Here is a 13,381-nt window from a genome sequence, read left to right as displayed (position 1 = left end):
TCGCAACAGGCAACAAACCAGCTTTGGATGATAACTTTGGGGTATATTCCACAACTTCAACTCCTTCATTGATATACTACCATACTTGTATGGTAGTATGGAAGCGCTTTATCGGCATTATATTAAATTTAGTTGATGGTTCACTTGCAGTTCAAGTGAATAAAGAGTACAATTCTGTTATTAGGTTCAAATGTTTAAACCAACAGACGTCAAACAGAGAAAATATACGCAGAAATATTGAAGAAATAGTACAGAGGTGAAACCATGGGACAAAAAGCAATTAGCGTTTTTCAAACCTGTATCCCGTTATTTCAGGTGTTAAGTGACAACCATCGTCAATCCATTTTGCTGACACTCACCGAGAAGGGTAGAATGACAGTGAATGAAATTACCGAACAGTCCAGCCTATCCCGACCAGCCATATCTCATCATCTCAAGCTGTTGTTAGAGAAGGGGCTAATATCTGTGGAACAGAAGGGCACACAGCGATATTATTCGGCTTCATTGAATGCATCGGTGGAACTGCTGAAGGAATTGGTAGCTGCTTTGGAAGAAGAGTGTCTGTAGATTAAAAGTGATAAAACATGCTTTTGCATGTGCCTTATAGGTTCGTAAGTTTAAACGCTTAATCAATAATAAATAGAGGAGTATGTATATATGACAACAACTATACAGGAAGTAACCAGTCAGGAAGTTGAACAGATTTTGGAGCAGCAACGAAAGTTTTTTCGTTCCGGGGCCACACGATCGGCAGAAGCTAGAATTGCCCGTCTGAACCAACTCAAGCAGGCGATTCAAAAGTATGAGACCAGACTGACTGAAGCTCTCTATCAGGATTTGGGCAAAAGTGAGTTCGAATCCTACACAACCGAGATCGGATTTATGATGGACAGCATCACACACACCATTCGTAAAGTGAATAAATGGGTGAAGCCCGTTAAAGTAAAAACGCAGATGGCTCTCCTTGGTTCGAAAAGTTATATCATACCCGAACCCTACGGGGCGGTTCTGATTATCGGACCGTTTAATTATCCTTTTCAACTCTTAATCGAACCATTGGTAGGTGCGATTGCAGCAGGTAACACAGCCGTGCTCAAAGCATCAGAGAATACACCTGCGGTGTCGGCTGTTGTACGTGAGATGATTGCGAGTGTGTTCGAACCGGCTTACGTACAAGTGCTTGACGGTGCAAAAGACACAACGACAGCGCTGATTAACGCGCCATTCGACTATATCTTTTTTACAGGCAGTGTGCCGGTAGGCAAGATTGTGATGGAGGCAGCTGCCAAAAATCTCGTTCCCGTTACGTTGGAACTGGGCGGTAAGAGTCCGGTCATTGTTGATGAACAGGCGGATATCAAAGTAGCTGCGGAGCGCATTATATGGGGCAAACTGCTCAATACAGGACAGACCTGTATCGCACCCGATTATTTGCTCGTACATGAGCGCGTGAAGGAACCGTTAATTACGGAGATGAAAGCAGCGATTGTGTCCTTCTTTGGTTCGGATATCCAGCACAACAAGGACTATGGGCGAATCGTGAACAAGGGACATTTTAAACGTCTGACAACTTTGATTGAGCGGGATCAGGCCAAAGTGATCTATGGGGGAGCTTCGGATGAGGAAGATCGCTTTATTGAACCAACACTGATTGATGCGGAGTCTTGGGATGCAGCAACGATGGAAGATGAGATTTTTGGACCAATTCTGCCGATCATTAGCTACCGTAACCTGGATGAAGCCATTGTAGAGATCGTAAAGCGGCCGAAACCACTCGCCTTGTATCTGTTTACTTCCGACACCCGGGTTCAGGACAAAGTGCTGCGCGAAGTTTCTTTTGGAGGCGGCTGCATTAACGATACGATCACGCATGTTGCGAATCCGCGTCTGCCGTTTGGCGGTGTTGGTCATTCCGGTGTTGGTTCGTATCATGGGCAGTACAGCTTCGAAACCTTCTCTCATCTCAAAAGTGTACTGAAAAAAAGCACCAAATTGAATCTGCCGATTCTGTATCCACCGTATGATAACAAGCTGAAGCTGATTAAGCGTTTGTTGAAATAAATAAGAAAGACAAAAAGCCTGCTACTGGACCTTATTCCAGAGCAGGCTGTTCCTGTCGGTAACGGGAGGGTGACATGCCGGACCAGCGCTTGAATTGACGACTGAAATGGGCAATATCCTTATAACCAAGCATGACGGCAATATTCTGAACAGACAGCTTCGGATTGCCCAGAAGAAGCTTCGCTTCATGCAAAACCAACTGGGACAATACAGCACGTGGAGACTGACCAAACACCTGTTTGAACACGCGATTACAGTGAGAAGAACTGATGCCCAGCTCTGCTGCAATGTCATCAATGCCATAGTGACCGTTGGACTCGTGTCCCTGTTTGAATTGCTGACTCATCAGGCCTTGCAATCGATTACGAATCTGGTGGGCGAGTTCGATCTTTTCATGTCCGTCGGTAAACCATTGCGCTGCCTCTTGCGAGACCGCCTCCCACAGATGGCCAAATAGTTCAAATACCGCAGATTGCAGCTGCATACGCTGTACCATCGTATTGGCTGTTTCATCATCCGCTGATGACATCAATTTGCGCAAAACCGGCTCGATCTGCTGTGTAACCGGACTATCCGCACTGAATCGCACTTGTTTGATGCGTGCCAGCAACGATAGGAACAATTGATCATCAATGTCAAAATGCATGCAAAAATACGTGAATCCCTTGCCGTTATGGCTCTGGCTGGAATGAATGCTTCCCGGAGGAATCAGGAGCAGTTCGCCAGCCTTTTGAATGTATAGGGTACCATTCACCATCATGCGTTGCTCGCCTTCCGTGACATAATTCAATTCATATTGAGGGTGCTCATGCGCCGGATAATCCCAGTCCATACCCACACTTCGTAAATGAATGGCGAACAGATTAACCGTTGTTTGCACATCTGGATAAAAAACTTCATGGACACTTTCTCCCAAAGTAGGAGGCAAGTACGTTGAAGACATGGAAGATTCCTCCCTTTATAGAGGTTGTTCAAAAAAAGAGCTTTTGATTACGTAGGATGCCTAGTGGCATCATCAGCATCGAATATGGCATTCAGCCGAAATGTCCGTTGCTCACGTAGCTCTATCTACGCTCCGCTACTCCATTTCTAGCTTCATCCCATCTTCTTGGTACTGAAAACCACTCTTTTTGAACTCGAATTTATATCAAATGGAATGGTTTTGTGTAACCGCTTTAATCCATTATAGTCTATCAGCTTGATTTGGGTAAATATCCGATTGATTTGATCATGGTCTGAGGTGGAACCACGTGTTAGGATGGGGCTAATGAAAACGCATGCAATCCATTTTGAGAGGGGTTATGATTCGTGAGCACATCCAAATCCATCTTTTATAATGCACATCACGCACCGATTGGTGCTTTTGCGAGTTTTACACTGGGATACAAAGGAGCCAAAGGCGGGCTGGGTCTTGAACTTGGCAAGCCGGCAGACCAGAATGTATATATTGGATTACAATCTCGCGATGGCGACAATTATCAGGCACTTCCTTTTTATGAAGCTTCCGAGGATGAGAGCAGCCGCTATGATGTAGAGAAGTTGGAGAATGGGGGCACGGCGTCGACAACAGCGTCCAAAGTTCCACAACCTCTTATTACGGCTTTTCGCGATGACGATATTATCCGTGAATTCACCTCAGGTACGGATACATGGACTGCTGGAGATCTGACGTTCCGTATCTACTCGCCTGTTCGTCCAGTACCTGATCCAACGAATGGGGATCGTGAAGAATTAATGGATGCACTCGTACCTGCCGTATTGGTGGAGATGACGATTGACAATACACAAGGTCAACAACGACGCAAAGCCTACTTTGGCTATCAGGGCAATGATCCGTACTCTGCGATGCGTCTGATCGGGGGACCGGAAGGTGGCTCCATCACAGGTGTGGGACAAGGTCGACTTACAGCAATTATGTCAGCAGATGACGGACTGTGGCCCGCACGTGGATTTACGCTGGAGAAACTCTTGCAAGAGAAACATCGGGAGAATCTGGCATTTGGACTTGGCTCAACCGCTGCACTACTGATGGAGGTGCCGGCTGGAGAGAAACGTACGTATCAATTCGCAGTATGTTTCTATCGCGGGGGCATTGTGACGACCGGAATGGACACAACGTATTGGTATACGCGGTATTTCGCCGATATTCAGGCAGCAGGCGAGTATGCACTACAACGCTTCAGTGAATTGACAGCTTCCTGTGGAGAGGTTGAACAGCGCCTTGGATCGGCTGCTTTGACCGAAGATCAATCATTCATGCTGGCTCATTCCATTCACAGCTATTATGCCAGTACTCAACTGCTGGATGCCGATGGTGAGCCACTCTGGGTGGTGAACGAAGGGGAGTATCGGATGATGAACACACTTGATCTGACAGCTGATCAGTTGTACTTCGAGCTTGCCTTGAATCCATGGACGGTGCGTAATGAGCTGGAGTGGTTTGTGAAACGATACAGTTATACGGATCAGGTTCGTTTCCCGGGGGAAGAAAAGCTATATCCGGGCGGAATTACCTTTACCCATGATATTGGTGTTGCCAATGTGTTCTCACGCCCTGGACACTCGGCATATGAACTGGTTGGCATTGACGACTGCTTCTCACAGATGAGTCACGAAGAACTGGTGAACTGGCTCTGCTGCGCGACAGTGTACATTGAACAGACACAGGATCAAGCTTTTGTGAAAAATATGTTGCCTGTTATCCAGGATTGCTTCGAAAGTATGCTTAATCGTGACCATCCTAACGCTGAGCAGCGTAACGGCCTGATGGGTCTGGATAGCAGCCGTACCCAAGGTGGAGCGGAGATTACAACCTATGATAGCCTGGATGTGTCACTTGGACAGTCTCGCAATAATATCTATCTGGCGGGTAAATGTTGGGCGGTCTATGTTGCATTGGAGAAGCTGTTCGCAACTGAGAAGTTGGCCGATCTGTCCCATCAAGCAGGGCTTCAAGCGGATCGCTGCGCTGCCAGTATTGCTGCACAGTTGACTGATGGCGGCTACATTCCAGCTGTAATTGCAGAAAATAATGATTCTCGAATCATTCCGGCGATTGAAGGTTTGGTGTTCCCGTACTTTACAGGCTGTGAAGCAGCACTGGATGTCAATGGTCGTTTTGGACCTTATCTGAAAGCTCTCCAAACTCATCTGAAGACGATTCTTGTACCGGGAACATGCCTGTTCGAAGATGGAGGATGGAAACTGTCCTCAACAAGTAATAACTCGTGGTTAAGCAAAATCTATTTGTCCCAGTTTATCGCTAGAGAGCTGCTGGATGTGGAATGGGATGAGACAGGCAAGGCAGCAGACGCGGCTCATGTCAACTGGCTGCTGCATCCGGAGGAATCCTACTGGTGCTGGAGCGACCAGATCCTGTCTGGTGTAGCGGTTGGCAGCAAGTACTATCCGCGTGGTGTAACGTCGATTCTATGGCTACTCGAAGGAAAAGGGAATCGCCTTGCGCAGATCTATGCCAGTAAGGAGGCGGTACAATGAACCAATCCGTCGTTCAAACTGCCTTGTCAGGTCCACAGTACGATGCGTGGCTGGGGTATCACTCCGAATTGCCAAGAGCGAATGGACTTGCCCAAAAGACGGCTCCTGCGTGGAGCAAGCGGATACTCGCGGAAGAGAACCATGGAGTAATCACAACAGCTCTGACCGAACTTTCACGAGGACTGGAGAAGTTGTATGGCGTGAAACCGTCGGTCAGTCATCTGTCTGATACTCAGCAAAGTGAGCGGGACAATAACACTTCCGCTCCCGCGATACGAATCGGTACTTGGACAGGAAGCAATTCGGTGGCTGGTTCGTTCAGTGAGAAAGAGCGTTCAACTGTTCAAGGAGAAGGGTACATCATTCGTGAGAACGAGACCGAGGGTGTACTGGTCATTGGTTCAGAGACCCCCCAAGGTGTGCTGTATGGTACATTCCATCTGCTTCGGGAACTGACAATGGATCAAGGAAGTGCAAGTAAGGCGGATGACGCTGTGAGCAAGTGGAGCTATATTACAGAGCAGCCTATCAATGCACTACGAATGATTAATCAGTGGGATAACGTGGACGGCAGTATTGAACGGGGTTACGCAGGAGACTCCATTTTCTACGATAACGGGGAATTTACGCTGGACTTGGGACGTATCCGGGATTACGCACGTTTACTCGCTTCCACGGGAATCAATGCTATATCGATCAACAACGTCAATGTACACCGCCGTGAGAGTCTGTTTCTGACCGAACGTTATCTTGGTGATGTGGCGAAAGTTGCCGCTGAATTCAGAGCATATGGCATTCGATTGTTCCTGAGCGCCAACTACGCAAGTCCAATTGAGATTGGTGGATTGCATACGGCAGATCCGCTGGATGCGAAGGTACGGGAATGGTGGAACATTCAAACGGCGAAGGTGTACGCAGCGATTCCGGATTTTGGTGGTTACCTGATCAAGGCAGACTCCGAGAATCGACCGGGACCGTTCACGTATAACCGTGATCATGCCGATGGTGCAAACATGCTGGCTGAAGCTCTTCGGCCATTCGGTGGATTGGTCATCTGGCGTTGCTTCGTCTATAACTGCAAGCAGGACTGGCGGGATCGTTCCACTGACCGTGCACGTGCAGCCTATGACCACTTTACGCCGCTGGACGGGCGTTTTGCCGAAAATGTCATTTTGCAGATCAAAAACGGGCCGATGGACTTTCAGGTGAGAGAGGCGGTATCCCCGCTGTTCGGCGCCATGGAAAATACAAATCAGGTGATTGAGTTTCAGATTACACAGGAGTATACCGGGCAACAGCGTCATCTCTGTTATCTGGTTCCCCAGTGGAAAGAAGTATTGGACTTTGACACATACGCCAAAGGCGAGGGTTCAGAGATCAAGCGAATCGCGGACGGTTCTCTGTATAAACGACCTCAGAGTGGCTTCGCCGCAGTATCCAATATTGGTGCAGATGCCTGTTGGACAGGACATCCACTCGCGCAGGCGAATCTATATGGATACGGAAGACTTGCGTGGAACCCGGAGCTGTCCGCGGAAGAGATTGCCGATGAGTGGGTGAGACTCACATTTGGACATGAAGACGAAGTTGTGCGGCAGGTTACGGGCATGCTTTTGACTTCATTAGATATCTATGAGAATTACACGGCGCCTCTCGGTGTGGGTTGGATGGTTAACCCGGAACATCATTACGGGCCGAATGTAGATGGATACGAGTATTCCAAATGGGGAACGTATCACTTTGCCGATTGTCATGGCATTGGTGTAGATCGAACCGTGAACAGCGGCACAGGATACACTTCACAGTATCACCCTGAGAATGCTGATCGTTATGAGTCCGTAGACACCTGTCCGGATGAGCTGATCTTGTTTTTCCATCACGTGCCGTACACCCATGTTCTGCATTCGGGTAGAACGGTCATTCAGCATATTTATGATACACACTTTGAAGGTGTTGTGCAGGCAGAGGCGTTAGCCGAGACATGGAGAGGGCTGGAGGGCAAAATCGACCCGGTTATTTTCAGTAAAGTAGCTTCATTACAGGACAACCAGGCCGAACATGCGAAGGAATGGCGGGACATGATCAATACGTACTTCTATCGGAAGAGCGGCATTGCGGATGAACAAGGTCGAACAATCTATTAAGTGGAATTACGGATGCAGATGAACTTGGCAATTAGGAAGGAAGAAAGAAGATACCTTATTTTCTTTGATGTAGAATAGACAGCATGGACATACATGAGGAGGAGATACGTGTGCGACAACATCAACTGCCCGAGACCATGAAAGCTGCTGTCATGACAGAGCCAGGACACATCATTATTGAGGAACAACCCGTCCCGCAACCAGCAGCGGATGAAGTGTTAATCCAGGTGATGGCTGTTGGGGTGTGTGGCTCGGATGTGCATTATTTTGAACATGGACGCATTGGCAGATTTGTGGTGGAAAAACCGATCATTCTGGGCCATGAGTGTGCGGGGATTATTGCTGCTGTTGGCTCGAACGTATCACGTCTGAAAATAGGGGATCGGGTTGCTATTGAACCCGGGGTGACTTGCGGACGGTGCACGGCATGCAAGGAAGGTCGTTATAACTTGTGTCCGGATGTACAATTTCTAGCGACCCCTCCGGTGGATGGGGCATTTGTACAATACATGGTTATGCGTGAAGATATGGTATTCCCGATCCCGGATCATCTGTCTTATGAGGAAGCAGCTATGAACGAGCCATTCTCTGTTGGTATTCACGCTGCACGCCGCAGCAAACTGGCTCCGGGTACAACTCTGGCGATTATGGGCATGGGTCCCGTTGGACTCATGGCTGTGGCTGCTGCCAAATCTTTTGGTGTAGAGAAGATCATTGTAACGGATCTGGAGGAAGTTAGACTGGAAGCAGCTCGCCGCATGGGTGCCACGCATACCATTAATGTGCGGAATGAAGATGCGCTGGCTGTGATTCGCGAGTTAACAAATGGTGTGGGTGTCGATACCGCATGGGAAACAGCGGGGAATCCGAAGGCGCTACAATCCGCTCTGTATTCACTTCGACGTGGAGGGAAACTTGCGATTGTGGGCCTGCCTGCACAGGACGAGATCGCACTCAATGTTCCATTTATTGCGGACAATGAAGTTAATATCTATGGCATATTCCGTTATGCCAATACGTATCCGGCAGGAATTGAATTTCTGAGCTCCGGTCAGCATGACGTCATGTCCCTGATTACAGATCGTTATTCACTCGAAGAGACACAGCAAGCGATGGAGCGCGCATTACACAATAAAAGCGGCAGTCTGAAGGTCATGGTATATCCGAACGGTATGTAAGAACAACCTGGAAAGAGTCCTGCGGTTCAGGACTCTTTTTTGTTTTTTTTTGCGAAAAGTATGGGTCAAGCTCCCATAACATGGTATAATTCATGAAGATTTTAATATATAAATGGATACACACCATATTGGTGAATAAGTACTTAGCGAAAGGAACTGAAGGTTGTGAGAGTACATGAATTTATGATACACGCTGATTTTCATCGGGATGATCTGATGTCGGTATCTTCTCAAGCGTCACGTTTTTCCTCGGATATTATTTTGTCGTATATGGAGTCTGAGCATGAGCATCGTGTAGATGTCAAAAGCCTGCTTGGAATGGCGTTACTACCCATTCGATATGGTAGTGTTGTCAGATTACAGACAAGAGGCAGGGATGAACTGGAGGCTTTGGAGTACATGTTGAATGTACTGGAGAAAGGGACGGCGTGACACCTGATTAGGTGCAAAATCACATATATCATAATTTTTTTAGCTAATCCTCAAATCCTGCTGGTACTTTGTCCAAAAAAAGAGTATAATAAAATTTAGTTTGATTCTAAAGAAGTACCCATATTAAAGGAGTGTAAATAGATTATGCCAAAAGTTGACATCCATCCAAAGACACAACTCGTAATTTTTTACGATGCAAGTGCTGATTTCAAATTCCTGAGTTCTTCCACGAAGTTCTCTAACGAAACTATGGAATGGGAAGACGGTAACTCTTACCCAGTAATCCGTGTGGACACTAGTTCTGCATCCCACCCGTTCTTCACTGGTAAACAAAGAAACGTGGATATCGGTGGCCGTGTTGATAAATTTAACCGTAAATACAACATCAACAAATAAGTTTGTCCATACATTACAAAAAACCTCGGGATTTGTCCTGAGGTTTTTTGTGTACATTAAAAATTAATTCAACCAATTATTGCGCTTACAACACATTCGGATGTACACTAGGAAACAGAGTACGAACATATTGGAGGAGGAAATAGAGATGAGCAGCATCACACATATGGTAACGTTTACACTTTACGCGGGTAAAGATACACCGGAGGCCGAAGCTTTTTTGAAGGAAAGTTCGGATGCACTGGCTGTCATTCCTGAGGTAGAGCAATTTCAGGTTCTGAGACAGGTAAGTGAAAAGAATGAGTTTGACTACAGCTTCTCGATGGTCTTTGCAGATCAGGCTGCGTATGATGCATACAACAATCACCCGGTTCACCGTCAATATGTAGAAGAGCGTTGGGAAAAGGAAGTCAGTCGCTTCCAGGAAATTGATCTTATTCAACATCATAATTAATAGTCTCCACATATAGGAAAAAAGTTGAACTACCTTATACAGCATTGAACAATGCTGTATATCTCTTTGAATATCGCGTAATTAATGAACAAAAATAACAACTTTCCGAAATCGTTTTCGAACAAATGAATTCTAGGAGGTTTTCACTGTTATGCAATTGGATCTCTCAGGAAAAACGGCTCTGGTTACAGGCGCAACCGGACAACTGGGGCGAGTCATCGCCCGCACGTTGGCAGCCTGTGGCGCCAATCTGGCTCTACATTACATAAATAATGATACCAAGGCTCGGGAGCTTCAAGGTGAGATTGAAGCACTCGGTCGTAAGGCTGTAATTGTACAGGGGGATATTACAAAGCAGGATACAGCATTTCGGATGCGTGATGAAATTCAGTCTGTCCTCGGCGGAGTGGATATCGTTGTTGCCAATGCAGTCATTCAATATGAATGGACAACGGTGTTGGAACAGTCTCCTGAAGATTACTTGAGCCAGTTCGAATCCTGTGTCATGCAGAGTGTGTATCTTGCCAAAGCTTTCATTCCACATATGCAAAGTATCAGAGCCGGTCGGTTCATTGGTATCAATACGGAATGTGCGATGCAAAATTTTGCTCACCAATCGGCCTACACCGCTGGTAAGCGTGGAATGGATGGCGTATATCGCGTACTTGCCAAGGAGGTTGGTGAGTATCAGATTACCGTAAACCAGGTTGCACCTGGATGGACAATCAGTGAACGTGATCGGTCCAGTGAGCCGGGACATGATGAGGCATATACTCGCACCGTGCCGCTGAAGCGCAGGGGTGAAGATCAAGAAATTGCCAATGCGGTAGCTTTTCTCGCTTCGGATCTGTCCTCATTTATCACAGGTGCCTATATCCCGGTAAGTGGTGGCAATGTGATGCCTGCTATCTAGTGTCTGATTTGGATTAGGGAATCTACATGAAATAACAATAAACCTAGTTTAACCGTGATCCGTTTGTCATTCGACAAGCGGATTTTTGGCATTTTGCTAACAATGAAATAACGGTTCAAGGGGCAGGTTTTTGTTTCATATATCCAGACATACATATGAGTTGGTTCGGTTTTCGGAAGATTGGGGTATAAGAATAGGTATATTAACCGAGTGGAAACATAATCAAAATGAGCAATTAAAGGAGACTCACCTATTATGAAAAAAACAGTAGCGGACGTTCTGGTTGAATCCTTATTGAACGCTGGCATCAAACGCATATATGGCATTGTTGGAGACTCCTTGAATGCGGTACTCGACTCCATCCGTCGTTCGGGTAAGATCGAATGGATTCATGTACGACATGAAGAAGTAGCTGCATTTGCTGCTGGTGCGGACGCCGAGGTCAGTGGAAGTATCGCTGTCTGCGCAGGTAGCAGCGGTCCTGGTAATATGCATCTGATTAACGGTCTGTACGACTGTCATCGCAATCGTGTTCCTGTACTCGCTATCGCTGCACATATCCCAAGTGACGAGATTGGCAGTGAATATTTTCAGGCGACCCATCCTGAGTATCTGTTTCAGGAATGCAGTGATTATTGTGAAGTCATTACAACAGCAAAACAGATGCCGCGTTCTCTGACGATGGCCATTCAGACAGCAGTCGCACGTTCTGGCGTGTCTGTCGTTGTATTGCCGGGTGATGTAGCTGGACTGGAAGCGGCGGATCTGCCTGTGCCTGAGCATGTGTATCACGCAACCAACCCCGTGGTACATCCTTCTGAGCCTGAACTCGTGAAACTGGCGGAGTATCTGAATCAAGGCAAAAAAATTACGTTATTGTGCGGTGCAGGCTGCGCGGGCGCTCGAGAACCCCTTATGCAGCTCTGTGATCGTTTGAAATCCCCGATGGTTATTGCGCTACGAGGCAAGGAATATTTGGAGTATGACAACCCCTATTCCGTGGGGCTTACGGGTCTAATTGGGTATTCATCCGGTTATCATGCCATGATGGACTGTGATGTATTATTGATGCTCGGAACGGATTTCCCATATCGTCAATTCTATCCCGAAGATGCGAAAGTCCTTCAGGTCGATATTCAATCTTCCCATCTCGGTCGGCGTACGAAGCTGGATTACGGCGTATGTGGGGATGTGAAAGCGACCATTAAAACTTTGCTTCCTTATCTAACAGAAGAACACAGTGACAAACATCTGCGTAAAAGTGTGGATCGTTACGTGAAAGTACGCAAAGATCTGGACGAGCTGGCCGTTGGAAAACCGGGTAAAAAGCCCATCCATCCGCAGTACCTGACCAAGGTTATTAGTGATGCCGCAGCTGAAAATGCCATCTTCACCTGTGATGTCGGTACTCCGACAGTATGGGCAGCCCGTTATATCGAGATGTCTCGTAATCGCAGGCTGCTTGGTTCATTTAGTCACGGGACAATGGCAAACGCTTTGCCACAGGCAATTGGTGCTCAGGTCGCTGACCCCGGCAGACAAGTCATCTCGTTGTCGGGTGATGGTGGTATTACGATGCTGATGGGTGATCTGTTGACACTGAAACAGCATAATCTGCCGATCAAAGTTGTGGTGTTTAATAATGGAGCACTCGGTTTTGTTGAGCTGGAGATGAAAGCTGCCGGATTCCTGGAATCGGGAACAGAGCTTGTCAATCCCAACTTTGCGATGGTTGCTCAAGCCATGGGCATGGAAGGTATTCGGGTTGAGGATCCGGATGAACTGGAAGGAGCTGTGCAGCGTGCGCTTCAGCATGATGGTCCTGTGTTGATTGACGTGGTGGTGAATCGTCAGGAATTGTCCTTACCTCCGAAGATTGATATCAAACAGGCGGAAGGATTCACGTTATGGATGATGAAAGCCGTGCTCAACGGACGCGGGGACGAAATTATTGAATTAGCAAAAACCAATTTGCTAAGATAGCCGTTTCGATAAAGCGGAAATGCACCGTGTGAAGTTGTAGAGATACCGACTTTCAAAGTATTGTTTATGTAAAAGAGGTAAAAGAGGTAAAAGAGGGGCACGTGACAAGACACTATCGTTGCGTGCTTCTTGAATAGAATGCTGAAAATGTGACATGTAATATAGTATGAATGCATATTATATGATTTGTTTTTATGTCGAAAGTCTATTAGAATAGGTAAAGTCAGGAAGGTTTTATGCCATTTTTGACCTACATATTGCATCATTGCATGTACGTACGTTTCATATCGTATTCATCGATCCAATCACAAGATGACACACA

The 13,381-nt window shown here is 46.8% G+C and carries 11 protein-coding genes; 10 read left to right on the top strand and 1 reads right to left on the bottom strand.

Features of this window, described 5'->3' with window-relative positions; translation table 11 throughout:
• Window positions 1–264: 264 nt before the first annotated feature.
• Together MKY87_RS02365 and MKY87_RS02360 are read left to right on the top strand one after the other, a co-directional pair.
• Entirely contained in the window at window positions 265–567 is a 303-nt protein-coding gene (locus MKY87_RS02365; protein WP_017688208.1) for an ArsR/SmtB family transcription factor, read from the top strand.
• A 90-nt stretch (window positions 568–657) separates the two neighbouring features.
• Window positions 658–2,061 (top strand): aldehyde dehydrogenase, encoded by a 1,404-nt coding sequence (locus MKY87_RS02360; RefSeq protein ID WP_339783423.1) that lies wholly within the window; start codon window positions 658–660, stop codon window positions 2,059–2,061.
• A gap of 31 nt (window positions 2,062–2,092) precedes the next feature.
• Here the strand turns inward: MKY87_RS02360 and MKY87_RS02355 are convergent, their stop codons facing one another.
• A complete protein-coding gene (locus tag MKY87_RS02355; protein WP_338587069.1) occupies window positions 2,093–3,004 on the bottom strand; it encodes an AraC family transcriptional regulator in 912 nt (303 codons plus the stop codon).
• 365 nt (window positions 3,005–3,369) lie between these two features.
• Here MKY87_RS02355 and MKY87_RS02350 point away from each other — a divergent pair, with 365 nt between their 5' ends.
• The 8 genes from MKY87_RS02350 (at window position 3,370) to poxB (ending at window position 13,059) form a co-directional block, all read left to right on the top strand.
• Window positions 3,370–5,559: a glycoside hydrolase family 52 protein gene (locus MKY87_RS02350; protein WP_339783425.1), complete on the top strand. Its 2,190-nt coding sequence runs from the start codon at window positions 3,370–3,372 to the stop codon at window positions 5,557–5,559.
• Window positions 5,556–7,703, top strand: a complete 2,148-nt coding sequence (locus tag MKY87_RS02345) for an alpha-glucuronidase family glycosyl hydrolase (protein ID WP_339783427.1) — start codon at window positions 5,556–5,558, stop codon at window positions 7,701–7,703. Before MKY87_RS02350 ends, MKY87_RS02345 begins: the two co-directional genes overlap by 4 nt.
• A 137-nt stretch (window positions 7,704–7,840) precedes the next feature.
• Window positions 7,841–8,881, top strand: a complete 1,041-nt coding sequence (locus tag MKY87_RS02340; protein WP_445669446.1) for an NAD(P)-dependent alcohol dehydrogenase — start codon at window positions 7,841–7,843, stop codon at window positions 8,879–8,881.
• A 183-nt stretch (window positions 8,882–9,064) separates the two neighbouring features.
• Window positions 9,065–9,313: an HPr family phosphocarrier protein gene (locus MKY87_RS02335; RefSeq protein ID WP_017688214.1), complete on the top strand. Its 249-nt coding sequence runs from the start codon at window positions 9,065–9,067 to the stop codon at window positions 9,311–9,313.
• A 144-nt stretch (window positions 9,314–9,457) separates the two neighbouring features.
• Window positions 9,458–9,709 carry a type B 50S ribosomal protein L31 gene (locus MKY87_RS02330; RefSeq protein WP_062834756.1) on the top strand — a complete coding sequence of 84 codons (252 nt, stop codon included), beginning with the start codon at window positions 9,458–9,460 and terminating at the stop codon, window positions 9,707–9,709.
• A gap of 148 nt (window positions 9,710–9,857) precedes the next feature.
• Window positions 9,858–10,163: a Dabb family protein gene (locus MKY87_RS02325; RefSeq protein WP_340962742.1), complete on the top strand. Its 306-nt coding sequence runs from the start codon at window positions 9,858–9,860 to the stop codon at window positions 10,161–10,163.
• A gap of 151 nt (window positions 10,164–10,314) precedes the next feature.
• The gene (locus MKY87_RS02320; RefSeq protein WP_133385095.1) at window positions 10,315–11,076 is read left to right on the top strand and encodes an SDR family NAD(P)-dependent oxidoreductase; all 762 of its coding nucleotides are present in this window, start codon (window positions 10,315–10,317) and stop codon (window positions 11,074–11,076) included.
• Between the two features lie 255 nt (window positions 11,077–11,331).
• Window positions 11,332–13,059, top strand: coding sequence for a ubiquinone-dependent pyruvate dehydrogenase (gene poxB, locus MKY87_RS02315; protein WP_340962741.1), 1,728 nt, complete (start codon window positions 11,332–11,334; stop codon window positions 13,057–13,059).
• Window positions 13,060–13,381 lie beyond the last annotated feature (322 nt).

Origin of the sequence: Paenibacillus sp. FSL R7-0198, assembly GCF_038000415.1 — a bacterium.
Taxonomy (GTDB): domain Bacteria; phylum Bacillota; class Bacilli; order Paenibacillales; family Paenibacillaceae; genus Paenibacillus.
Note: the sequence above shows the minus strand (reverse complement) of the source record. Positions and strands in the feature narration are given on the sequence as shown.

Excerpts from the sequence above, each read along its gene's own strand:
- MKY87_RS02365 (WP_017688208.1), top strand. The coding sequence starts at position 265 with ATGGGACAAAAAGCAATTAGCGTTTTTCAAACCTGTATCCCGTTATTT.
- MKY87_RS02360 (WP_339783423.1), top strand. The coding sequence starts at position 658 with ATGACAACAACTATACAGGAAGTAACCAGTCAGGAAGTTGAACAGATT.
- MKY87_RS02355 (WP_338587069.1), bottom strand. The coding sequence starts at position 3,004 with ATGTCTTCAACGTACTTGCCTCCTACTTTGGGAGAAAGTGTCCATGAA.
- MKY87_RS02345 (WP_339783427.1), top strand. The coding sequence starts at position 5,556 with ATGAACCAATCCGTCGTTCAAACTGCCTTGTCAGGTCCACAGTACGAT.
- MKY87_RS02340 (WP_445669446.1), top strand. The coding sequence starts at position 7,841 with ATGAAAGCTGCTGTCATGACAGAGCCAGGACACATCATTATTGAGGAA.
- MKY87_RS02335 (WP_017688214.1), top strand. The coding sequence starts at position 9,065 with ATGATACACGCTGATTTTCATCGGGATGATCTGATGTCGGTATCTTCT.
- MKY87_RS02330 (WP_062834756.1), top strand. The coding sequence starts at position 9,458 with ATGCCAAAAGTTGACATCCATCCAAAGACACAACTCGTAATTTTTTAC.
- MKY87_RS02325 (WP_340962742.1), top strand. The coding sequence starts at position 9,858 with ATGAGCAGCATCACACATATGGTAACGTTTACACTTTACGCGGGTAAA.
- MKY87_RS02320 (WP_133385095.1), top strand. The coding sequence starts at position 10,315 with ATGCAATTGGATCTCTCAGGAAAAACGGCTCTGGTTACAGGCGCAACC.
- poxB (WP_340962741.1), top strand. The coding sequence starts at position 11,332 with ATGAAAAAAACAGTAGCGGACGTTCTGGTTGAATCCTTATTGAACGCT.